This window comes from Paenibacillus sp. Soil724D2, from assembly GCF_001427935.1.
In the GTDB taxonomy this organism is placed as follows: Bacteria; Bacillota; Bacilli; order Paenibacillales; family NBRC-103111; genus Paenibacillus_E.
Genome location: NZ_LMRY01000056.1, coordinates 428,556 through 450,980 on the forward strand (window position 1 = coordinate 428,556; position 22,425 = coordinate 450,980).

The window sequence follows — 22,425 nt, forward strand, 5'->3', positions numbered from 1 at the left end:
ATCTATGCCATCTCTTCCGCCCCACGCTCGGCACTTAAGCCATTTTCCTGAACCCATGCCCACATAGCCGCAAAAATAGGCTGCAGATTCCACCCTCGCTCAGTTAGCTCATATTCGACGTGCAGGGGCACACCGGGGTACTGCGTGCGCGTTATAATCCCCTTTTCCTCCAGCACCCGCAGTCGATCCGTCAACGTCTTCGGACTAATCGGGTGTAGCTTTCGCCGCAGATCTCCAAATCGCTTGGTGCCAACAAACAACTCTAGCAGAAGAGGGAGGGTCCACTTACCATCCAAGATTTCCATCAAAGGATCAATGGCTTCGATACAAGAGCGATCCAACATTGACGTTTCCTCCATAGTTCATTTTTTGAAACTACTGCACTTTATTGTAACTACTTTTCAAATATACCACAGTGTTGTAGTCTTATTGAAGAGCCGAAACACAAAGTTCTACGCCATATCGATATTAACCCCTGAGTAGTGCGCGCAACCGGGGCGCTCAATCGATATTAACAGGACTTTGAATCACATCAATAATCTGAATATTCAGATATATATTCCATGAATTTATACGATGCTTGAAACAATTGGCAGATTGGAGGCATACATGCAAAGACCGTTTGATGTAGATGCATCGGAGTATCCGTTCAAGGACCACTGGATGCCTTATCGCGATGGCATGATTCATTACGTTGACGAGGGGCAGGGGCCTGTCATTCTTCTCCTACACGGAAACCCCACCTGGTCGTATCTTTACCGGAACGTCATCAAAGAATTGAGCGGCGAATGCCGTCTGATTGCATTGGATTACCCGGGACTCGGGATGTCACGAGCTCCTTCCGATTATGGCTATACGCCGAAGGAGCATTCTGAGGCTGTCACCGAATTCATCCGGCGAATGAATCTCAAGGACTTCGTACTAGTAGTCCAAGATTGGGGAGGCCCGATCGGATTCAACTACGCTGTAAGGCACCGTGAGAACCTGCGCGGAATTGTCGTGATGAATACCTGGGCATGGCCAGCCACGCTCCCTGCGATGAAGCTATTCTCGTTTGCCATGGGCGGATGGCCCTTCGGATATTGGCTGCAGACAAGGCGAAACTTCTTCGCCAAGAAGATTGTCCCGCATGGGATCTATCATTCCGAGAAAATCACGGATATCTTGAGAAAGGCCTACACCGATCCATTCCCAACCCCAAAATCCCGGAAACCGACTTGGGTATTCCCAAGGCAGATCCGAAAAGCGCGTCCGTGGCTCGCGGAAATCGAGGCGAAACTGCCGGTTCTTTCCAATTTGCCAGCACAGATTCTGTGGGGGATGAAGGATAGCGCGGGCTTTCCACCCGAAGAGATGGCTAAATGGCAAGGTTATTTGAAATTGAACGAAACCGAGTCGTTAGACGATGCCTCCCACTACGTGCAGGAAGATCGGCCGGACCGGGTGGTCGCATCCATCCGCAGAGTCCTTGAGCGGACATCGCAGCAATCAAGAAAGCTAGGCTGAAATATAATCATCATTTATTTTCATCGACTATTAGGAGGCTATCCAATGAAAACAATTCTATGGGCAACACTAACAGGCAATGGTAACTACGCGCAATCGAGTCCGAATAATCCCCCAAAAAAGGAAGCACTCGGCGATTTTGCGGCACATGCTCAAGCAGCTGGGAATTTCATTGTCGGTAGGCGTACATTTGAAGGGATGCAGGCGAGCGGTGGCGGGAGTGCTTTTGCCAGCATGGATATCGTCGTCGTATCGGCAAGCGTGAAAGAAATTCACGGTGTGACGGTTGTCGGCTCACCGCTCGAAGCCTTGAACTACCTGCAGGATAAAGGCTATCAAACCGCCCTCATCTCGGGGGGCGCAGACCTTCACAATGCTTTTCTGGGTCAAGGGCTTGTTGACGAGCTCATATTCAATATCGCGCCGGTACTAGAAGGGAAAGGACTCAATCTATTGATTGACACGGAGAAGTACCAATACAAGGAAATGGAATTGTTGAACTTCAAACCACTCGGCAGCGGCGTCGTTCAATTGCACTATGCGATTGGTCATTAAAACGGCAGCCAGGTAGATCGCACCAAACGTATGAGTGGGGCAATTGAGCAATGATCTGGACGGGTATTAATAAACAAAGGCGTTCATGATGACCCTTTCGCTCCATTTGGAGGGTTCAAACAGTCAGGACTTGGACGGGATTCTGGGGTATATGGTTTAGAAGAACATGTTGAACCTAAAGCAATTTTGGGGTATTGAGGAATAAAGTCTTTTATTACTGAAAATACCATTACTCGTATTCGGAGTAATGGTATTTTCAGCCTGAACTTTTTTCAATTTTTGACCAGTTCTCTCTTCTTTTCTGAGATGCCTTGAGTAACCGAAGCAAGAAAGATTACACTGATCAAAATCGTGATGATTAGAAAAACGGATCGAATGGAACCTAGAGAAAATAAAGTTTGAATGCCATTAGTAATCAGCGGTGAAATAAACTGACCAATGTTGGCAAATCCAGTCATTAGCATAACCGCTAGAGTCATCTGTGCGATCGGATTAATTTAATGACATGTTTCCGTGTGACCGGTATGCCAGTAGCTGCGCTAAAACACATTGTCGATTTAGCTCTTCAAGGCGATTCAACCATTTCGGAAAGAAGAGCGATACTGGAAAAGCATAAGGAGGAACTAAAAAAACAGCAATTGGAGTTGGATCGCGCTTTTGAAGCTGTAAACTATAAATTATCGAAATACGACTCAATTCAAAACGGAAAGTCAGACTCGAGTTCAGAATTCACTATGAACCCTTAATCGGAAGATATCCTGTTAAGGCTAAGAAATAGCCTTTGTCAAAAAAAGAGCGCCTCAGTATGATGGGTTTGTCCACGGGTTCGAAACCCAACACCATCAAGGAGGCGCTCTTATTATGAAGTTTAAAGTATCAAAATTGAATTTGCTTTTAGCAAGTGGAATACCTTTATTCACTTTGAAAGGCTGCCGGCATGAACGGCAGCCTTTGCTCACATAACGGACAGCATTGTCCGGATACTCATGTGTTTACACGAGAAATTGATAATATTCTGAAGAGCTGGGGATGAGGGTGGCAAACGACTGAAACGAACGATACAACTCAGCGATTACGCGATGACCCATCCAATCGGATGGAAGCAAAGACACCGGGAGCATGGGATCCCTAAGGCTAATCTCGCTGATAATCTCTCCAACATGCAAATAAAGGACAAACAGCTCTAAGGGATCCATCCTGCCCCTGATTTCTTTATTCAAAGCCGGCACGAATTCGTCTTGATACCATTGCCACTTCTCCTGATGCAAGCGATGGATGTCGGCTAGAGGCCAAATGTTGGCTGCCCGCTCAGGGGTAATATCACGAAACAAAATCGACGCTTCCGAGATAGTGACGTATTCATCCATGGAGGCCGCATGAATCAATGACAAAAGCTGCTTTCTGTAATCCCAAGGAGAGACATATACGCCTTTATATAGTTGACCGAAGCCAAGCTGCAGCAGCTGCAAACGGAATTGATCCCTTCTTTGCCTCTCTGGCTCCGGTACCTCGAAGTGCACAAAATACCATTTGCGGTTCCAATCCACATCGTATTGCCGCGGTTTCCGGTTCACGAAGGATAAAAACTGCTCCCCTTTGTCCATTATGGAATACAGGGAACGCTCTTCTGCGTGAATATACTTTTCTTTCTTCATTCGTGATAGAACGTTCCTGATTGACTGCTCCTTATAGCCGCGTTTCGTATAAATTTGTACTAATTCTTTAGCATGCATGCAACGCTTTTTTGTCAGCAGGAAAAGTATCTGCTTCTCGATTGACAGCATTCGGTTTTTGATCCCCTTCCAGAATACTTGCTATCCTCATATTACAGTAATTTGACAAAAAAAGAAATAAAGAATATACTCACGTTATCGTCAAACGAATAATAAATAGTATATGGAGGAAGAAAAAATGAACCTTATTTTTCACGGACACTCTTGCATTCAGATCTCGGATGGAGAGCGCTCGATCATCATCGATCCGTTCCTGAGCGGCAATCCCGTTGCCAAAGCGAAAGCCGAGGACATTCAAGTTCAATACATCTTTCTTACACACGGACACACGGATCACACCGCTGATGCGGAAGCTATCGCCAGAGCTAACGATGCAACCATTATCGCTACCTTTGAGCTCGCTACCTATTACTCTTGGAAGGGCTTGAAGACGATCGGAATGAACATCGGAGGAACTGTGGACTTGGGATTTGCCAAAGCAAAGCTTGTTCACGCATTCCACAGCTCTTCAATTATAGCGGACGATTCCCAAAGCATCGTCTATGCAGGCATGCCGGGCGGATTTGTCATGGATTGGAACGGAGTTACACTTTATCATGCCGGCGACACCTCCTTGTTCGGAGATATGAAAATGATCGGCGAGCTCCACGATATTGATTACGCGGTACTGCCGATCGGGGATTTTTACACAATGGGACCTAAGGATGCCCTGATTGCAGCAATGTGGCTGCAAGCAAAGAACGTGATCCCTGTTCATCACAGCACATTCCCAGGCATCGTACAAGATTCTGCTGCTTTCACCGCACAGCTGAAGGAGCAAGGAATCGAAGGCTTCGCTCTCCAGCCAGGAGAACAGCTTACACTTGTAAAATAAAGTGGGTGTCAACGCAATACATATCGACCATGACATCTCATTCTGACGTCACGCTTGAAGCAACGTGTAATTTGAGCAAGGTACTGACTTCGGCGCCGGAAAGCGCTGCAACTCGGGCAGCACAAGCTGAACTTGCAATAGTACGGACACAAGTTCGAGTCGAAGGCTGCGAAGCCCACGCCGGGCTCAAGATTAAAGAAATCTGCTATTTACCAAAAACTCACTCAGACTGATTTTTGAGATGTTTCCCAAATGAAATAGAGACGCAGCGGCACACTTAGACGAGAAAATATTGTCTTAATCTGCCGCTGTTTTAACTATCGGTGTCTGATGTTTCAAGAACAAAACAAATTGGAAGAGGTCTGAGTAGTTGGTTGTTATTAAAGCATTGACGCATCTTCATTAATCTTTAACTAGCAAGTTTTTGCTTTGTAGAACTAAATATATAATTTCTTAATGATATAGATGCCCCACTCAATATTAACGATAAAAATCCCACCAATACTACGTATTGGGTACCTAATTCTGATATAAATAACCCGCCTACAACTGCACCCAATGTTGTTCCTACGTTACAGGAAGAAATAAATAATCCATTGGCAAAATCAGGTGCTTCGGGAGCTGCAGACGCAATTAAATATTGATTAATGTTTGCCATTATCCCTCCGGCCAATATTCCCCAAATTAAAGTTAAAATTTCCATAGGTACGATAAACTGTCCTGTAAAGAATAAAATCATGTAAACAGCACCCAATAACAATGGAAAAGATACTACAGACTTAATTGCACTATGAGTAAGTAACTTTCCTGCGACAATATTCCCAATAATATTGGCTCCACCGAAGAATAATAACGTTAAACTTATGGTATTCGGAGACATATTCGTTACTGTTTTCAGATATTCAGCAAGATAACTATATACTCCGAATATAGCTGAATTTAATAAAATGACAGTCACGATGGAAAGCCATACAATAGATTTTTTTAACACGGAAAATTGTGTACCATAAGAAAGTCTTTCTTCAACAGGTATAGATGGTACAAAAATCAATGTAGCAATGAAAACAATAAAATTAACAATAGCAAAGAATGCCATCGCCATTTCATACGAAACGGCACTATCAATAAAACTTGCGATCGGTACGCCGGCTACCATACCAGCAGATACTCCTATAAATACTTTAGAAACAGCTTTTGGAGCTTCTTCTTTACTTACTGAGGAAGCAGCAACTGTAAATGCCAAAGAACAATAAATTGGATGAAAAAAGGCCGGAATTATACGAGCAATTAATAGAATGGTAAAGTTAGATGTAAATATGGATACAATGTTTCCCAAAACGAAAACACCTAATACAAGTAACATGACCTTCTTACGATTTATCCTAGTAAACAATAACGGCAACGTTGGTCCAGACACAGCAATAGTAAGAGCAAAAAGACTTACAAGCAAACCTGCTTTTGATATGCTGACATTAAAGTGATCAGCAATGGAAGGCAATAACCCAATAACGCCCATTTCCGTATTTAAGATACCGAAAACACCGATGGTTAATATCAGTATCAGTAAATTCTTTTGTTTCTCCATAATCCCCCACCTTTATCACCTTTGATTTCTGCAGCTAACAATTATCGCCAAATAATCCCTGATAAAGTTCAAAAGAGAATCTTCTCCGCCCCATCCAAATGGGTAATATATGAAGAGCTTGTAACCCATATTTTCCTTAATGGAAGCCTGTACACCATAGACAACAATAAACACCATTGCCAATAACATGAAGACCAGCATCAATCCTCGAGTTTGAAGCTTTTCATCCTATCTAAAGTGAACCTATAATCATCCCGCAGAGGGTTTCGTCAAGCTTTCCATCTTTGTATATCACAAGAGTAACAACGGTTCCATCAGGGAGCGGTTTGCCGTTTTTTGCCGCCTCAATCGCTTCCCGGCTTGTATATAGCGGCTCTGTGATATTCCTCGTTTTATTGTAGAATAAAGCACTCCATGCTCAATGTTATACAATATGTCATTTTTGTTGCTTCCACATGCGGAGAATATAGAAACTGTTACCGCCAAACTGAGAAAGAGCCATAAAAATCTTTTCAACCGTATTCCTCCGTTCATGTTAAAATAAAGACTACGATTGATGTATTCTCGACATCTGTCTATAATCTATACAATTAACAAAAAAAATACAAGGCATAAAGCTCGTTAATTTAATCAGTTTTGATGTGTAAACAACAAGTCAACAAAAATTGTCGACTATCTAAAGAAAGGTATGGTGTTAATAAAATGGCAACAGTGGATAGAAGAATATTAAGAACTCAAGAAGCAATAAAAAAAGGATTTCTTGAATTGATGTCAGAAAAAAATTTCGATAGCATTACTATTCAGGATATTTCTGACAGAGCAAATATTAACCGTGCAACTGTTTATCTTCATTACTTAGATAAATTTGATCTTCTGGATAAGATTATAGAAGAACATATCAATAACATGAGTAATTTTTGTGAGTCGGAAACTGAAATGGATTGGATTGAATCCACTGTACATTGCATGGAATATCTTGAAAGTAATTATTTGTTTTTTTCGACGATGTTGGCGAGTGGAGGAGCTCCGTATTTCCGCAGTCGGTTTGTTCAACATAATATTGAAGCGTTCAAAAAAGACGTGGATATAACAAAAGGCAAAAATTCGGGTCAAAACGAAGATGTAATTGCCGAATTTGTTGCAAATGCTTACGTAGGTGTAGTGGAATGGTGGATAAAAAACGGCATGCCTTATTCACCTCGTATTCTTGCTGAACAAGTAGGAGAATTGTTAGATAGAATTTTATAACTGATTGGACACTCAATAAGGAGCAGTTCACCTGGCAATGCTCTATAACTATCCTCCCGTTAGCGCAATAACGGCTACCCCGCGGCAGCCGTTTTGGTTTTTATCTCTCACGAGCAAATTACTGGCATGCGGTTGAGAGGATTGATTCAAGATTTTGTGGTGGACGACCAGTCCGTTTCTCAATGTCTCCCTTTAAACCGGAAACTTCACGCCGATTAGATCTTCACTTAACTCCCAGAGTTGCTCAGCAAATTCGGGATTAGTAGCCCAAGGCCTTACGCCTGGAGGTTGCGGACTATCTGCCGGAACTGCCCTAGCAATATCGACATTCTCGCAATAGACACCTCCCATTCCATCCAACTGCTTGTTTACGGCACACCAGACGATCGTAGCTGCCCCTTCTTCTATTGTCTTAAACTCCTCATTATATTCATTAAGAACTCGCTTTCCATTCTCGTCCATTGCTCCCATTGCCCGCATTTCTTCATCGGATAAATTACGTGACAAATCGGTTACGATGGTTCCTGGATGTACCGAAAAAGCCCTGATGCCATAACTTATCCCTTTCTTATCTAACTCGATTGCAAATAGCGCATTAGCCGTTTTGGACTGCCCGTAAGCTTTCCATTTGTCATACTCGCGTATCTCAAAATTGGGGTCATTGAAGTCTATTCCACTGATCCGATGGCCTCTGGAAGAAACAGATACGACTCTTGCACCCTTTGCCTTAGTTAAGGCTGGCCAAAGACGCGCCGTTAATTGAAAATGCCCCAAATGGTTCGTTGCAAATTGGGACTCAAAGCCGCGTTTGTCTCGTGCAAGCGGTGAGGCCATAATACCTGCGCTATTGATAAGAATATGCAAGGGACGATTCGAGTTAAGAAAGCGCTGCGCGAAAGCATCTATGGAAGCAGGATCTAAAAGATCCATTGTTTCCAGTTCAGCCCCCGGAATACGCGAGACGGAAGCTCGCGCCTTTTCCGGTGTGCGTGCAGGTATAATAACCGTTGCACCGGATTCGGCCAGAACACGAGCTGTCTCAAGACCGAGGCCCGAATAGCCACCCGTCACAATGGCGACTTTGCCTCTTAAATCCTCCCCGCCTAATGCCTCCAGCGCCGTTGTTCGTGGTCCAAAACCTGAATGAATGGGCGCCTGAATGGTTAGTTCATTATTCCTAATCCTTTGCATTTACAATTCCTCCATCAATTTAGTTTTTTATAAGTTTTCCTGTTTTTATATTTTGAAAGTGATTCAGTTTATAATTTAAGATATCTAAAGTAGCATGTATTTCAGTTAATTGAGACTCCACTTGCTTCTTATGCGCATCGAGTATGTTGATACAGATGGGGGAAGTAGGTGGATCTTCTCGTAATATCGGATTGTGTCTTGACTCAATCCCACTTTTCGAGAAACTTCTGCAATCGTAAATGTGGGTTCCATATCTAGCCTCCTTTTGCTTGATTTCAAGCATATTACTTGGAGTATACTCCATGTCAAGCGCTTGATTTTAAGGACTTGGCCTATCTTATTACGCTTCAAGTTCTAAGATAAATATGAAATACCAGTCAGAGACTCCGATACGTCCCACAACCGTTTAGTAATCTGTGGGTTATAAAGGTTAAGCACGGAATTATCAATTTTGGGGTAGCCTTTGTTTCCACCTTTTCCATCCGGACCGATGTATTCACCGCCTTTGAGCATTGGATAAGTTGCTGCATACAGAGTTGGTAAAGACCCCATTGCCGCTGATTGTGTTCCTATAAGTTTCACCACTATTTTCATTAGGGGGCTTGCTTGTTTGCCGGATCCAAGCGAGTACAGATTGGTATTTGCTCTGCCAGGGTGACTGCCCAAACTGATGGTCGTTGAACCGCTTGCCTTCAGTCGTACATTCAGCTCTTGGGCAAATAATAAATTGGCCAGCTTGCTCTGACCATAGAATTTCACCTTGTTGTAGCCTTTGCTGCCATCTAGATTATCAAAATTAATTTTGGCGCCCTTTATAGCGGTGCTGCTTAGCGTAATAACACGAGATGATGGGACATGACTCATCATAGGTAACAAAAGTCCTGTAAGTGCGAAATGACCGAGATGATTACTGCCGAACTGGAGTTCAAAACCGTCCTTGGTTTTTGTAAACGGCGGGATCATGACGCCAGCGTTGTTGATTAGCAAAGTGAGTGAATCATAAGTTTGCTGATACTCATGGACAAAATTGCGGACGCTGGCAAGATCGCTAAGATCCAGCTTCATCAGGTTTAGTGCTGCGCTAGGATACTCCTTCTTAATTTGTCTGGCGACCTCTTCTCCTTTTTCTAAATTCCGGATAGCAAAAACCACTTCTGCCCCTTTTGCCGCAAAAGCCAGAGCAGTTTCATAACCGATTCCGCTGCTCGCGCCTGTAATCACAACCCGATTGCCTCGCTGATCTGGCATTTGATCAGTTGTCCATTTAATTCCCATAACCAATACCTCCTAATTTGATTGATATCTCTCGTATCTCGGTTATAACCGTGCGTATAAGCCACGGATGAAATGTTGATGATATGTCCCGATTTCTGTTCCCTCGCCATTTTGGGCCAATAACTTAGCCGTAGCTTCTCCTATTCCACTGGATGCTCCGGTAATAATGATTACCTTAGATTTTAAATTTTCCATTCTTTATCGCCCCTTAAAGGAAATGTATTAACTTACTGATACAACTCATAATACGACAGTCTTTTCACATAACGTTTATTATTCAACTCTTGTTGATTATTTATCTGTCGTTGATTATTATTATATAGAGAAGATAAGTTAATTCAATCGCTAATAAAGGCACTTTTGTTCCATATACAACAATCAGAATAAAAATGTTCATTAACAAGAGGAGGCATATAAAGAATGAGTACGACAACCAAAATAGATAGACGAATCGCAAGAACAAAGGAAGCCATTAACAAGGCGTTTCTGGAACTGTTTTCCGAAAAAGAACTCGAACAAATCACAATTAATGATATTTCTGAACGGGCAAATGTAAACCGCGGAACCATCTACCTTCACTACACGGATAAATATGACCTGCTTAATTCCTGCATAGATGACCATTTAAGCAAAATGTTCCTATCATGCGCACCAAACGAATTTATTCAAGACAAAATAGATCTAATCAGTGAGCTAAAGCCCGTATTTACTTATTTCGAGGAGAATTTCTTATTCTTTTCTTCTATGCTTTCTAATAATAGGGCCTCTGTATTCCGGGAACGTATGCTGCAGATCGTTGCAGCTAACGTAAAAGAGAAGATAGATAAGCAGGAAATTACTCAGGGACTGGATATGGAATTGATTACACGATTTATGGCTTCAGCTTTTGTCGGTACAGTGGAATGGTGGATTCTAAATAACATGCCACATTCACCTCAAATTATGGCAGAGCAAGTATGGAGATTATTTGAAAAGAATGATATATACAAGGTCGGCTCATCTGCGCCAACGTAACCCATCTTAAACCTTAGAGTGCACTTTAAGTCAACCACAATATGTAAAAAAGTCTTGAGCAAACCGTTGATGGTTCACGCAAGACCCTTTTCTTTTTAAGATTGAAATAATGTTTGTAGAGGCAGTTTAACGATGAATTTAGCCTCCTGCAAATTGCATGTTTTTTATTAATGGTACTTTTAACGATAATTGCCTGCAAAACCGTTTCTTCCTCAGCATTTTCAACAAGAAAGCACATGAACAGCATCTTCTACACATACTTTTCATATGAAGGAATATGAGCGGTAACGAAAGGAAGTTGACATCATGGTGCAGTATAAAAAAATGAATATCGATGGATTAGAAATATTTTTTCGTGAAGCCGGGTATTCGTACAATCCGACCATTATCCTTCTTCATGGATTTCCAAGTTCCTCCCATATGTTCAGAAATCTCATTCCTCAACTGGCAGACAGATTCCATGTCATCGCTCCTGATTACCCTGGATTTGGATATAGCAGCATGCCATCAACGGGAGACTATCCGTACACTTTCGAGAATTTATCCCTAGTGATTGAAAAGCTAATCGCTAAGCTCTACATTTCTCGCTATATATTGTATGTCCATGATTATGGAGGACCTATCGGATTCAGATTGGCTATCCGCAATCCAACGCAGATTCTTGGTTTCGTTATTCAGAATGCGGTAGCTGATGAGAAAGGGCTAGGGAAACCATTCGATCTCTTCAAAGCACTTTGGGCTAACCGAAACCCAGTAACAGAAGCGGCTTTTTCCGAGCTTGTAACATTTGATTTTACAAAAAAACAATATTTAACTGGTGTGTGTCAACCCTACCTGATTAGCCCTGATGGATATATGATGGACCAGTCTTTACTAAACCGACCTGGAAACAACCAAATCCAACTAGAGCTAGGCTATGATTATAGAAAAAATGTAGAAGAGTACCCTGTTTGGCAACAATACTTGAGAACCTATCAACCTCCTACGCTCATAGCTTGGGGAAAAAACGATTTTATTTTTACGTTGGAGGGTGCTCATGCCTTTAGTAATCAACTCATTCCTATTCAAACTTATTTCTTATGCGGCGGACATTTTGTATTGGAGGAACAAAGCTGGCATGTTTCCGAGCTAATTAAAAGCTTTTTCGGTCGCCTATACATTTATCCGCCTTATTCGTCCAACTACATAGAAAAATATCGGTAATGCAATGATATTTATAGGGAAGACGTATTTGATCCACACTTGAGTGGCATATTCCATCGCATATACGGAATTCGAAGGAATGAACGATAACAAAAGGAGGCTTCCTGCGACAGGTACTATTAGTCTCTTCCATTTCGTTATATGGAATAGTTGTGCTATGCCATAGCTGTTCACAAACAAATAAAGGGACATTTTTACGAATACAGCAAAAATCCATACAAATATAATCCATACATCCATGTTTTGAATAAACTCTAGAAATGCTATGAATCGAACCATACTGAAATAGGGATAATGGAGTTCTCCTCCTAATTGAGTTCCAAATGTTGTTACAATCATTACCGCTGTGATAACTCCTATGAGAGATGGCAAAAGTATGGCTAGCAATATCGGTTTCAGTGCACGGTCCGGCTTCGTTAAGAAAGGGAAGAGCATCATGATTAAAATCGACTCTCCAAGAAACGAGGCATTGGTTATGGAGCCTTTTAGAATATTAATCGCCCCTGAATCAAAATAGACAGGCAAAAGAAGTTTAGGATGCACATTAGACAGATTCAATAAAAGGGTTATGATAATGCCCAATAAAAATAAAGGGCCCACAATTTCACTGAAACGAGCTATCGCTTCAACGCTGCCTTTATAGTTGATATAACTCATAGCCACAACGAAGACCAATGAAATAACCCACCATGGCGTATTGTGAAAGAGCACACTTTGAATGGAATCCGACACATCCCTCAGAATCACAGCAGCTACTGTATACCAACCAATGAAATATAATAAGCAAATGAATCTACCAATCCATTTCCCCAGTAATAGCTGACTAAATTCAACAATAGTCAAATTTGTGTGACGGAAGCTTACCTTTAAAGCTACGAAAGTGCTTGTTAAGCCTATAACAGCAGCCACCAATAAAGAAATCCAGGCATCTTGCCTGACAGTGCGAATGGCCGGTGAAATCGTCAGCCAAATCGTCATACTGATTTCTACCGTTAACAGCAGCCAAAATAATTGCCAGTTAGAAATCTTCATAATGGCTCCTTTCTACAAATCCAGCGACTTCCCTATATTCCCAGTACTTCTTATTTTCAGACGTACATCCACTATGACGGAGGCAAGAGGAAATTCCTGATCCCAACGATTTTTTATTGATTTCCATACAATCGGATGCTCTTCATGCAATACTTCTCCGAAACCAAATACATCTTGACCATAATTCTCTTGCACTTTTTTTATCATTTTTTCGATGTGTTCTTTTGTTTTTTTATTTATTTCATGCTCAATTCCAGGTAATTGATTTGCTGAAGAGGGGTTGGTTCTTGTCGTATTCTCCAATATTCGTCCATTCCCAGTTAGTTTAACCACAAAATTAAGTTTACCATCGCTAATTTCGGACGTGATATGACTCCTTAAGTTAGATTCGTAGATCGAGTAAATACCGTGTTCCATATCAACCGTAATATATCGATCACGCTGAACTCCCTTTATCCAAAACATATCCATGGAGTCAATTTGCCCAAGAGTACCAACCATTTCTAGATTCTTATTATACATAGCTGCTTTTTGGATTATAAAAGTATTTCTCTCCTTCTTATTCACTTCGATTACCGGCATACTCGGTCTGATTCCGTCTCTAGTTGAGTCTACGATTAGATCACGAAGTACAGTATCACCAACGCGACAGTACTTGTCCTGATCCACAGCAGCTACAGCCGAGAAAGGGTTAAACGGACTACTCACTTCCAGAGCATCCTTGCCCTCTCCACCCTGTACCATGAAAACATCTGTCCGCAAGCGTGTATCAGGATTTCTAACAAATTGGTCAATTGCATTCTTTATTCCAGAACGAGCCATTTTTTCACCAAAAAATATAGTTCTTCGATGTCCGACAAAAATTCTGCGCGGCAATTTTTCTTGAATATTTTGAAGAGTTTCAATCAAACTTTTTCCCGTTGCCGAAACCACAATCGTAGCCTTCTCTTTTTCACTTTTACTTCCCCCAGTGCTTCTAAATTGTGAAGGAATGGCAATTTGAGCACTCACTTTGAATGAACCGTCCTCATTGAGGTCGATGGAACTCCCGATCCAGAACGCATAGTCGTTAATTTCAGTTCGATCCCAACAGCCTGTCAAGAAGATAACAATAAACAATAATGGGCAGCTCAAATTGAAAGTTCTCATAGTACATCTCCCCATTCTCATTAGGTTTAGATCACATAAATGGGATATTACTTCTTGAATCTATGGTGCATACGGATGAGGGTGTCCTTCCACTGCTTTCTGGTAAAAGGAGCGATTGGCTTCAAATAGGGTACACCAAACGAATTTAACGTTACGAGATGAATAAGAATAAAAACAATACCCATGGCTACACCGTAAATGCCCAGAAGACCGCCTGCAATAAGCATGGGGAATCGAAGAAGTCTGAACGGGAGCGCCAAACTGTATCTCGGGAAGGCAAAGGATGCAATTCCTGTTCCAGCAACAATCATGACAATGGGTGCGGATATGAAGCCGGCTTGAACAGCAGCCTCACCGATGACTAGCGCACCTACGATACTTACAGCTGAGCCAATTGCTTTAGGAAGTCTCAAACCGGCTTCACGCAGTCCTTCGAACATCATTTCCATGAGAAGAGTTTCTACAACCGTCGGGAAGGGTAGTCCTTCTCTGGATGCCGCAATGCTCATCATGAGATTAAGCGGAATCATTTGAGGATGAAACGTAGTAAGCGCTACATAGATGGAAGGCAGAAAAATGGACAGGAAAACCAATAAGATACGTAGGCATCTTACGGCGGACACATAAATAAATCTTTCGTAATGATCCTCAGCGGATTGAAACCCAGACCAGAATGTCATTGGGATGATTAAGGCATTTGGAGATCCGTCTACGATTAGTGCTACTTTCCCTTCCATCAAACTTGCTGCAACAGTATCCGGACGTTCGGTATTTAGAATTTGTGGGAACACAGACATAGGATGATCTTCTATGAATTCTTCCACATATGCAGAATCAAATATCCGATCCGTATGAATGTTATTAATTCGCTTCCTTGCTTCTGCTAAAACTTCAGGGATCACATACCCTTCCATATAAACTAGAACCATTGGTGTTTTAGTGGTAGTACCTATTTCATACGCTTGAAATTTAAGCTGTGTGCTTTTAATTTTTCTTCGGATAAGGCTAGTATTGGTACGTAGAGACTCGGTAAAGCCTTCTCTAGGTCCTCGAATTGAAGCTTCAGTGGTTGGCTCTTCCACAGATCTTTGTTTATAATCACTCAGTTCTGCTAGAAATCCAAAGGATTGGCCTTCTAGAAGAATAACTACTTTTCCCTCGAGAACACCTTCCGTAACCTCAGATAGATCTACTATTTCTTTATACTTAAATGCCAAATCATCCCTATTGGTCGAATTCAAGGATGAAATGGATGGAATCAAGACCTGTTCCAATAATTTGGCATCAATCAAACCATCGGTGTATACAACCAAACAATTTAAAGATGCTGGGCTTTGTAAGGCTCGAATTTGAATATCTGAACAATTGCGAAACTCATATTTGAGCTGATCTTCATTCTCAGAGAGGACCTGGCTTATCGGAAGATTCGTTTGTGGCGAAGTAGTTGAAGTAATCAAGCTGTTCCACTCCTCACTATGATATCTTTATCGTCTCCGCCTTATGGAAATAATATGCATTGGATAACGGTTCTCAGCAGCTGTTGGGTATCTACCTATAGAAAAAAAAGCACAAAATCGACAATCATGTCGTTTGAGCTTTTGGTAAGAATTACAATTTGGAAGGCAAGAAAAAGAACTGTCCCTTTTTAAATTAAAAATCCTGAGCATGCTTGAAATCCAGCAGGACTTCAAACGACTGACCAGAATAAAAAATATCCTGTGCGACCACTGGGCCGCACGGGATAGCTTTGCTTGCAACGTTATTTCTTGAATGATTTATCGTAGGATTGCTGCATAATTTCCAGATAGCGTTTCAGATTTAATTTATTCAAGCCAGTTACATACGCATCCCAGTCCTTATTTAAATCTTTCGAACCAGTAACGAACTGCAGCGCATTCTGGTCAATGTAATTTTTGATGTTCGTCTTCAGCATTGCCGCTTCATCGGCCGTGGTTGGATCGATCCAGATGGCCCAATGTGGAAACACATCTTTGGGTTGCTTAGAATCATATAGATGGGTTGCTTCCTGTAATCGACGCTCGTAGCCTGTCGTGTCATAAATGTCGGTAGCTGCAATCCACCCGTCTCGGAATGCTTTAGGTTGGAAATATTGCGCCATTGGGCTCCAAGACGAGTTGTGGGGAGTTTCACCTGTTAGAGTAGGAATCGTAGCCAATATGGAAGCGACTCCCTTCTCAACTGGAACATCAGTATCCTTTGGTTTTCTCCAGTCTTTGCCTTCTTCCCCGAAGTGACCACGGATTTGACCTTCTTGCGTGAATAAATAGTCGACTAATTTAATCGCAGCGATTTGCGCATCTTTGCTCGCTTTATTCGTCAGAACGAAGGTAGCGCCGGGATCACTCGGGTAATTGTAAGTTGCATAAGCTCCGTTTGGTCCAGCCAACGGTGGAACTGCATCATAAGTTTTAGAGTTATCCGATCCACCAGTAACGAAAATATAAGGATGCATGCCAGCGCCAGCGCCCAATATTTGCGCTTCGGCATTATCGCCGATTTTCTTAAAGGCCGCAGCATTTTGCGTAAACGCCCCTTTATCGATGAGGCCTTCATCATACATCGACTTAACGAATTGCAGGCCTTGCTTCCATTCTGCTTTATTAGCCGCCATATCCACTTTCCCGTTGTTCAAAAGCAGATACGTTTTATCGTCGTTATAGATGAAACCATTCATAAAATACGGAATAATATGAACGCCATAATCCTCGATTGAACCGCTCAACGGCACTTCGTCCGCTTTCCCGTTGCCGTTCGGGTCCTTCGACTTAAATGCTTGCAATACTTTTTTATATTCGTCCAGCGTTTTTGGCATCTGGAGATTTAGCTTTTTCAACCAGCTGGAATTGATCCACATTTTATTCGGATAGGAACAGTGGTAGCATTCGATCAATTGCGTCAATCCATAAATTTTGCCGTCCGGCGCGGTATTCATGGCCTTAAAGTACGGGAATTTGTCCATCGCCGCTTTCACGTTAGGTGCATATTTATTGATCAGGTCGTCAAGCGGTAGAATAACACCCTGCTGCGAGTAGCGTAGAATATCCGTCTGTGAAAATTTATCAACCCACGGTATCAGCATGTAGAGGTCCGGGTAGTCTCCGCTTGCAAGAGATATTTGTCGTTTCTCGGCCGCACCGTCGAAAGGAACCGTCTGCCATTGAAATTTAATATTAAACTTCTCTTCAACTAATTTCGAGAAGCTGTTTGTCGCTAAATCTGTATTCGCGTCTTGTTGTGCGAAAATTTTGATTGCTACCGAACTGTTGCTTCCCACCGCTTTTGGTGAATCCTTGGCGTCCGGAGTATTCTTATCAGAATCAGTTGGGGATGAACAAGCCGCGAGAACTAGACTGATAGCAAGCAACATTATCATTAGGAATGGTACTGTTTTTTTCAAATTCGCCCTCTCCCTTTCATTGTCAAGTGGTAACCCCTGCATGTTCCATTTTTGAAATTAAACACTTCTACTTCCTGTTTGATTGCCCTGCATCACCTCCTCTAATTTATTCACAGACTCCCATTTATCCTTTCACAGAGCCAATCAGCATCCCTTTTACGAAATACCGCTGCACGAAAGGATAAATGACCAAAACGGGCAAGCTTGCTACAACAATGAGTGAGTATTTGGTCAAATCAGCAAACTGTTGTCTCCTCAGCTGTTCCGCTGCATCGATGTTGCTCGAAGCCGCCGAATTAAGAATCAAAATGCTGCGAAGGATCAATTGAAGTGGATAAAGGCTTTGTGATTTCAAATAAATTAATGCATCAAAGTAAGCATTCCATTGTCCAATCGCATACATTAAGATCAGCACTGCGATGATAGGCTTGGAAAGCGGGAGCACAACGCTCCACAGAAAGCGTAAATCGGTGCATCCGTCTATTTCGCTCGCTTCCGCCAGCTCTTCGGGAATCGATGACTGAAAGAACGTCCTGGCAATAATGATTTGCCATACCCAGATCGCTTGAGGGATGAGCAGAGCCCACCTTGTATCGAGCAGCCCGAGCTGTTTGACGACCAAATAAGTAGGGATCAAACCGCCGGAAAACAACATGGTAAACGTGATGAAAATCATAAGCGCATTGCGGCCGAAAAATGACCTTCGCGATAAAGGATAAGCCAAAACGACCGTTAACGTAACGCTAATCAAGGTGCCCATCAAGGCGTAAAACAGCGAGTTCCCGTAGCCTTTCAGTACTTGCGGATTGCTCAAGACGACCCTGTATCCGTCGAGTGTTATATCCACCGGCCATAACCAGACTCGTCCCGATGAAACCGCGAGCGGACTGCTTAACGACGAGCTAACAATGAATATTAACGGATAAAGAACTACGATAAGCGCGATAACTAGAAATACATACACGCCCGCAAGGAATAACCGATCCCCATTCGATTCACGAATGCTGCGCCCATACCCAAGCATGTCGACGCCTCCTTTCTCTTTTACCAAAGACTCGAACTGGAAATTCTTTTTGCGAGCGAGTTAACCAGCAAAAGCAAAATCAGGTTGACAACGGAATTGAACAAACCAACAGCCGTAGCGAAGCTGAAGTTCGCATTCAACAACCCGATCTTATACACGTAGGTGGCGATAATTTCGGACGTTTCCAGATTAAGCGGATTTTGCAATAAATAAATTTTCTCGAACCCGACGGACATAATGTTGCCTACACTTAAGATCAAAATAATGACAGCCGTTGGCATAATGCCGGGAATATCGATATGGATTATCTTCTGAAATCTGGAAGCCCCGTCGACTTTAGCTGCCTCGTACAGCGATTGATCAACCCCAGCAAGTGCGGCCAAATAGATAACAGCTGAGTATCCCGCACCCTGCCAAACGTCCGACCATACATAGACGCTACGGAACATATTGGGTATACCGAGGAAGTTGATCGTTTCCAGTCCGAAGCTTTGCAAAATAATGTTGATAACCCCCAATCTCGGGGAGAGAAGCAGCATAATCATCGAAACCATGACAACCGTTGAAATGAAGTAAGGTGCATAGGTAACGAGTTGGACCGCCCTTTTGAAAATCCCGTTCCGGATTTCATTCAGTGCCAAAGCTAACAGGATGGGAAGTGGAAACCCGATGACGATCTGATACAGACTGAGGAACAGTGTGTTCTTCATCAGAACCCAAAATTGCGGATTGTTGAAAAACAGATGGAAATGCTTGAACCCGGCCCAAGGGCTCGCCCAAATCCCTTTGACGACGCTGTAATCCTTGAATGCAATAACGGCGTTCAGCATCGGGATGTATTTGAAAATAATAAAATAAAGAACGGCTGGTAGGATGAGTAAATAAAACTGCCAATGCTTCCGGAAGCTCTTATTCGCTTCTGTCCAAATTTTAGACTTCTTCGTAGTACTCGGAGCACGTGCCTCTCTGACCGTTACTGTTTTCAAAACAATCCCTCCTAATTTGGTAGCGCTTTCTATATGTCTACAAGACCACATTTGCCACTACACCGTAAAGGTACACCTCAAAATGAAGGGTACACCTGTCTTTTAGCTGGAAGGTACACTTCCTTCTAACGGGGACATTACTAAATGAAACATCAAACGACGGATTCAATGGAACCCGCCGTTTACGTAATTATCTTCATTCAGCTGTAAATGTTATGAGGGTTCTCTAACAGCATATAAACAATTAATTTACGGTTTTTCGGTAAATGCTAGGCGAGACACCCGATACACGCTTGAACGCTCTCCGAAACGCGTGTGCGCTATTATAGCCGACATGCTGCGAAATTTCATCAATCGTATGCTCGCTGTTGAAGAGAAGATCAGTCGCATTTTTAATGCGGATCTTCTCTAGGTAGTCCGATAGATTCTCGCCAGTTTGCTCCTTAAATAACTGCGAAATGTATTTCTCCGGGAGTTCAACAGCTACCGAAATCCGATAAAGATTTAAATCAGATTCAGGATAATGACTATCCAGGAAGGTCACAATTTTGCTAATTATTTCTCCAGTGCTATCTTCTTTTTTCTTCAACACCCTATTGCAGAACGCCTCAAGTAGCCCCAGAATTTCATTACGGAAGCGGTCCAAGCTTGTTGATAACTGTAATTGCTCCACGCGGGATTTCAACCCTTCCGATACGGCTTGATCCGTAAACGGGCTATGCAGCAGCAACTTAAAGAAAGTCCCTTTTAATTCGCCGAATAATTGCTGAACCATCTCCGCTGATAACTGCCTTTCCGAGAAATTCTGCTCCAGCAGCTGTTCAAAAATGCGATGAACCTCTTGAAGTTCGCCGATTTTAGCGGCATTCATGATCCGTAGCTCCATATCAATTGGATAATAATACGTTGTTGATTCCTTGATCACATCCTGATACCAAATTGTTTTTGCTTCTTCAATCAGAACTGAGTAATCAAGCGCTTGTCTCGCTTCTTCAAATGAACGACTGCTGTCGGAGAGCGCCTGGAAGCTGCTGCCGATCGCAACTGTAATTTGAATCCGATACTCCGCCTTTACATAATCCCGAAGCTGGTCAAACACGGCTGCAAGCTCATTTGCCTCCGAAGAGTGGACCGCTTCGCCGAAAGTGATCAAAATAGCCATTTTATCCAAATCTATATCGGTTACATTCAGTTGAAATACACCCTCAACCTCATGAAGAAACTTTTTCATTAGTAATCTGGCTGCATTCAGCTCGTGAATAATTTCTTTACTGACTAGACCGCTGTAGCCGTTAATTCGGATGATCGCTACATAACCGGCATCTCCTTTCAAATTCATGTTAGGTAGTGAATACATTAATGTCCGCACTTCCTGGAGGGAGTCAAACTCTCCCTTCAGGAGCCGCTTAACAAAAGCATCCTCCAATAAGGGTTGCTGGCGTTTTAGCTCCTCCTCGAGTGACTTTTGACTTGCTAGTAAATTAGAGATGTTTCCTTGCAGAAAATCATATTCATTCTTTCCTTTGTAACCGGCTAGATTGGCTTGGTCCCAAAAGACCGTGACAATCCGGTTTATCGGAGCACTGTTCCTGTAAGCAAATAACAATGCGGCCACAATCCCTAGCAATAATGTAGAAGCGGTTATCGTCCACGTCACCTTTGCGATGAACGCCGACTGCCTCATGACGGTGTTTTTTGGCAAACCAACGACGTATACCCACCCATTATAGGTTGATTTTGAGGAAATGAGCAGCGTTTTGTCTTCAACTAAGGTGTTGGTTGAACCTTTGCCGATAAGATCCGGTATATTTAGTGCTTTTATTTGCGAATCCTCGATGCCGACTCTAGCAATAGTATTACCTTCCTTATCACATATATAGGCCCAGCCCCCATATTGTTCCGGTACACGATGCAGCATTTTGGCAATTTCACTTTCGTCAATCAAGATGACAGCCGTTCCAAGCGAATGCTGAAAGGTATCAAAGGGAATCGACTGCAAATACGTGATCACGTTTGTTTTTTTTCCATTATTGATGAACGGTTGCGACGGCAAGGTCTCTCTGCGATGAATTTTCCCCAGAATTTCCTGTTTCCACTGGCTGCGTTCCATATTCTGATAATGGTACAAATCAAAGTAATCATCAGGACGCACAAAAACACCAGAGGGTGTAAAAATAACTTGATAATTGTTCAAATAAATGTAGAAATCTTCTAGGAAGTTATTGGTCAAGCTATATGCCGAGGTATTGCGCCAAGATTTCCAAAGTGCGTAAACATTGAAATAATCCACATCCACCTGCTCGTTCAGCAAATAATTCAGGTCTTGGTCCAGTGAAAGCTGCCTTGTGATATTTTCAACCTCTTCCATTCTTCTGTCTAAAATGTCCTTGCTCTGGTTCAGCAGCATCGCGCTCGCCTCAAGTGAATTGGTTTTAATAATGTCCGAGGAAACAAAATAGGAGATGAACCCTGTAAGCATCGGGATAAGCAAGATGAGCACATAAGAAATAAGGAAGCTTCTGAAAATGGGGGAATGCTTGAATTTCAGATTAAACTTCAGCTTCAACACGGATTATTCACCTCAATTGGCATATATGACCAGAATTTATTTAATGCAAACGCTTTCAATTTT

Annotated in this window: 20 protein-coding genes and 1 pseudogene; 7 read left to right on the plus strand and 14 right to left on the minus strand. The window is 42.4% G+C overall.

Annotated features, from left to right (window positions below; genetic code table 11):
• Window positions 1–2 precede the first annotated feature (2 nt).
• Window positions 3–344: a winged helix-turn-helix transcriptional regulator gene (locus tag ASG85_RS31995; protein WP_057306766.1), complete on the minus strand. Its 342-nt coding sequence runs from the start codon at window positions 342–344 to the stop codon at window positions 3–5.
• A 265-nt stretch (window positions 345–609) separates the two neighbouring features.
• Here ASG85_RS31995 and ASG85_RS32000 point away from each other — a divergent pair, with 265 nt between their 5' ends.
• The 3 genes from ASG85_RS32000 to ASG85_RS38370 all read left to right on the plus strand — a co-directional run bounded on the left by ASG85_RS32000 (window position 610) and on the right by ASG85_RS38370 (window position 2,259).
• Window positions 610–1,506 (plus strand): alpha/beta fold hydrolase, encoded by an 897-nt coding sequence (locus ASG85_RS32000; RefSeq protein WP_060648904.1) that lies wholly within the window; start codon window positions 610–612, stop codon window positions 1,504–1,506.
• Between the two features lie 45 nt (window positions 1,507–1,551).
• Window positions 1,552–2,061: a dihydrofolate reductase family protein gene (locus ASG85_RS32005; RefSeq protein ID WP_060648905.1), complete on the plus strand. Its 510-nt coding sequence runs from the start codon at window positions 1,552–1,554 to the stop codon at window positions 2,059–2,061.
• Between the two features lie 69 nt (window positions 2,062–2,130).
• Window positions 2,131–2,259, plus strand: coding sequence for an aldehyde dehydrogenase family protein (locus ASG85_RS38370; protein WP_156396959.1), 129 nt, complete (start codon window positions 2,131–2,133; stop codon window positions 2,257–2,259).
• A gap of 794 nt (window positions 2,260–3,053) precedes the next feature.
• Here the strand turns inward: ASG85_RS38370 and ASG85_RS32020 are convergent.
• Window positions 3,054–3,845 (minus strand): PaaX family transcriptional regulator C-terminal domain-containing protein, encoded by a 792-nt coding sequence (locus ASG85_RS32020; RefSeq protein ID WP_060648908.1) that lies wholly within the window; start codon window positions 3,843–3,845, stop codon window positions 3,054–3,056.
• A gap of 127 nt (window positions 3,846–3,972) precedes the next feature.
• Here ASG85_RS32020 and ASG85_RS32025 point away from each other — a divergent pair, with 127 nt between their 5' ends.
• Window positions 3,973–4,668: a metal-dependent hydrolase gene (locus ASG85_RS32025; RefSeq protein ID WP_060648909.1), complete on the plus strand. Its 696-nt coding sequence runs from the start codon at window positions 3,973–3,975 to the stop codon at window positions 4,666–4,668.
• Between the two features lie 409 nt (window positions 4,669–5,077).
• Here ASG85_RS32025 and ASG85_RS32030 read toward each other — a convergent pair whose 3' ends face one another.
• Window positions 5,078–6,253 carry an MFS transporter gene (locus tag ASG85_RS32030; RefSeq protein ID WP_060648910.1) on the minus strand — a complete coding sequence of 392 codons (1,176 nt, stop codon included), beginning with the start codon at window positions 6,251–6,253 and terminating at the stop codon, window positions 5,078–5,080.
• Between the two features lie 702 nt (window positions 6,254–6,955).
• Between ASG85_RS32030 and ASG85_RS32040 the strand changes: the two genes are divergently transcribed.
• Window positions 6,956–7,501, plus strand: a complete 546-nt coding sequence (locus ASG85_RS32040) for a TetR-like C-terminal domain-containing protein (RefSeq protein WP_060648912.1) — start codon at window positions 6,956–6,958, stop codon at window positions 7,499–7,501.
• A 192-nt stretch (window positions 7,502–7,693) separates the two neighbouring features.
• On the opposite strand, the gene ASG85_RS32045 is transcribed toward ASG85_RS32040, so the two are convergent.
• The 4 genes and pseudogenes from ASG85_RS32045 to ASG85_RS38380 form a co-directional block, all read right to left on the minus strand.
• Window positions 7,694–8,692, minus strand: a complete 999-nt coding sequence (locus ASG85_RS32045; RefSeq protein ID WP_060648913.1) for an oxidoreductase — start codon at window positions 8,690–8,692, stop codon at window positions 7,694–7,696.
• A gap of 105 nt (window positions 8,693–8,797) precedes the next feature.
• Window positions 8,798–8,944, minus strand: coding sequence for a MerR family DNA-binding transcriptional regulator (locus ASG85_RS39490; RefSeq protein ID WP_156396951.1), 147 nt, complete (start codon window positions 8,942–8,944; stop codon window positions 8,798–8,800).
• 102 nt (window positions 8,945–9,046) lie between these two features.
• The gene (locus ASG85_RS32055) at window positions 9,047–9,967 is read right to left on the minus strand and encodes an oxidoreductase (protein ID WP_060648915.1); all 921 of its coding nucleotides are present in this window, start codon (window positions 9,965–9,967) and stop codon (window positions 9,047–9,049) included.
• Window positions 9,968–10,071: 104 nt separating this feature from the next.
• Window positions 10,072–10,162, minus strand: a pseudogene (locus ASG85_RS38380) (oxidoreductase); the annotation flags it as partial.
• 225 nt (window positions 10,163–10,387) lie between these two features.
• Here ASG85_RS38380 and ASG85_RS32060 point away from each other — a divergent pair.
• Together ASG85_RS32060 and ASG85_RS32065 are read left to right on the plus strand one after the other, a co-directional pair.
• Window positions 10,388–10,981, plus strand: a complete 594-nt coding sequence (locus ASG85_RS32060; protein WP_060648916.1) for a TetR/AcrR family transcriptional regulator — start codon at window positions 10,388–10,390, stop codon at window positions 10,979–10,981.
• A gap of 306 nt (window positions 10,982–11,287) precedes the next feature.
• The gene (locus tag ASG85_RS32065) at window positions 11,288–12,184 is read left to right on the plus strand and encodes an alpha/beta fold hydrolase (RefSeq protein ID WP_060648917.1); all 897 of its coding nucleotides are present in this window, start codon (window positions 11,288–11,290) and stop codon (window positions 12,182–12,184) included.
• On the opposite strand, the gene ASG85_RS32070 is transcribed toward ASG85_RS32065, so the two are convergent.
• From ASG85_RS32070 to ASG85_RS32100, 7 genes are all read right to left on the minus strand, one after another.
• Window positions 12,134–13,216 (minus strand): GerAB/ArcD/ProY family transporter, encoded by a 1,083-nt coding sequence (locus tag ASG85_RS32070; RefSeq protein ID WP_060648918.1) that lies wholly within the window; start codon window positions 13,214–13,216, stop codon window positions 12,134–12,136. The two genes, ASG85_RS32065 and ASG85_RS32070, sit on opposite strands and share 51 nt — an antisense overlap.
• A 12-nt stretch (window positions 13,217–13,228) precedes the next feature.
• Entirely contained in the window at window positions 13,229–14,365 is a 1,137-nt protein-coding gene (locus ASG85_RS32075; RefSeq protein ID WP_060648919.1) for a Ger(x)C family spore germination protein, read from the minus strand.
• A 47-nt stretch (window positions 14,366–14,412) separates the two neighbouring features.
• Window positions 14,413–15,822, minus strand: a complete 1,410-nt coding sequence (locus ASG85_RS32080) for a spore germination protein (RefSeq protein WP_235550266.1) — start codon at window positions 15,820–15,822, stop codon at window positions 14,413–14,415.
• Between the two features lie 302 nt (window positions 15,823–16,124).
• Window positions 16,125–17,783 carry an extracellular solute-binding protein gene (locus tag ASG85_RS32085; RefSeq protein ID WP_060648920.1) on the minus strand — a complete coding sequence of 553 codons (1,659 nt, stop codon included), beginning with the start codon at window positions 17,781–17,783 and terminating at the stop codon, window positions 16,125–16,127.
• Between the two features lie 124 nt (window positions 17,784–17,907).
• The gene (locus tag ASG85_RS32090; RefSeq protein ID WP_060648921.1) at window positions 17,908–18,807 is read right to left on the minus strand and encodes a carbohydrate ABC transporter permease; all 900 of its coding nucleotides are present in this window, start codon (window positions 18,805–18,807) and stop codon (window positions 17,908–17,910) included.
• 20 nt (window positions 18,808–18,827) lie between these two features.
• On the minus strand, window positions 18,828–19,682 hold the full coding sequence (locus ASG85_RS32095) for an ABC transporter permease (protein ID WP_057307092.1): 855 nt from the start codon (window positions 19,680–19,682) through the stop codon (window positions 18,828–18,830).
• Window positions 19,683–20,037: 355 nt separating this feature from the next.
• Window positions 20,038–22,362: a helix-turn-helix domain-containing protein gene (locus ASG85_RS32100; RefSeq protein ID WP_060648922.1), complete on the minus strand. Its 2,325-nt coding sequence runs from the start codon at window positions 22,360–22,362 to the stop codon at window positions 20,038–20,040.
• Between the last annotated feature and the right edge of the window lie 63 nt (window positions 22,363–22,425).

Excerpts from the sequence above, each read along its gene's own strand:
- ASG85_RS31995 (WP_057306766.1), bottom strand. The coding sequence starts at position 344 with ATGTTGGATCGCTCTTGTATCGAAGCCATTGATCCTTTGATGGAAATC.
- ASG85_RS32000 (WP_060648904.1), top strand. The coding sequence starts at position 610 with ATGCAAAGACCGTTTGATGTAGATGCATCGGAGTATCCGTTCAAGGAC.
- ASG85_RS32005 (WP_060648905.1), top strand. The coding sequence starts at position 1,552 with ATGAAAACAATTCTATGGGCAACACTAACAGGCAATGGTAACTACGCG.
- ASG85_RS32020 (WP_060648908.1), bottom strand. The coding sequence starts at position 3,845 with ATGCTGTCAATCGAGAAGCAGATACTTTTCCTGCTGACAAAAAAGCGT.
- ASG85_RS32025 (WP_060648909.1), top strand. The coding sequence starts at position 3,973 with ATGAACCTTATTTTTCACGGACACTCTTGCATTCAGATCTCGGATGGA.
- ASG85_RS32030 (WP_060648910.1), bottom strand. The coding sequence starts at position 6,253 with ATGGAGAAACAAAAGAATTTACTGATACTGATATTAACCATCGGTGTT.
- ASG85_RS32040 (WP_060648912.1), top strand. The coding sequence starts at position 6,956 with ATGGCAACAGTGGATAGAAGAATATTAAGAACTCAAGAAGCAATAAAA.
- ASG85_RS32045 (WP_060648913.1), bottom strand. The coding sequence starts at position 8,692 with ATGCAAAGGATTAGGAATAATGAACTAACCATTCAGGCGCCCATTCAT.
- ASG85_RS39490 (WP_156396951.1), bottom strand. The coding sequence starts at position 8,944 with ATGGAACCCACATTTACGATTGCAGAAGTTTCTCGAAAAGTGGGATTG.
- ASG85_RS32055 (WP_060648915.1), bottom strand. The coding sequence starts at position 9,967 with ATGGGAATTAAATGGACAACTGATCAAATGCCAGATCAGCGAGGCAAT.
- ASG85_RS32060 (WP_060648916.1), top strand. The coding sequence starts at position 10,388 with ATGAGTACGACAACCAAAATAGATAGACGAATCGCAAGAACAAAGGAA.
- ASG85_RS32065 (WP_060648917.1), top strand. The coding sequence starts at position 11,288 with ATGGTGCAGTATAAAAAAATGAATATCGATGGATTAGAAATATTTTTT.
- ASG85_RS32070 (WP_060648918.1), bottom strand. The coding sequence starts at position 13,216 with ATGAAGATTTCTAACTGGCAATTATTTTGGCTGCTGTTAACGGTAGAA.
- ASG85_RS32075 (WP_060648919.1), bottom strand. The coding sequence starts at position 14,365 with ATGAGAACTTTCAATTTGAGCTGCCCATTATTGTTTATTGTTATCTTC.
- ASG85_RS32090 (WP_060648921.1), bottom strand. The coding sequence starts at position 18,807 with ATGCTTGGGTATGGGCGCAGCATTCGTGAATCGAATGGGGATCGGTTA.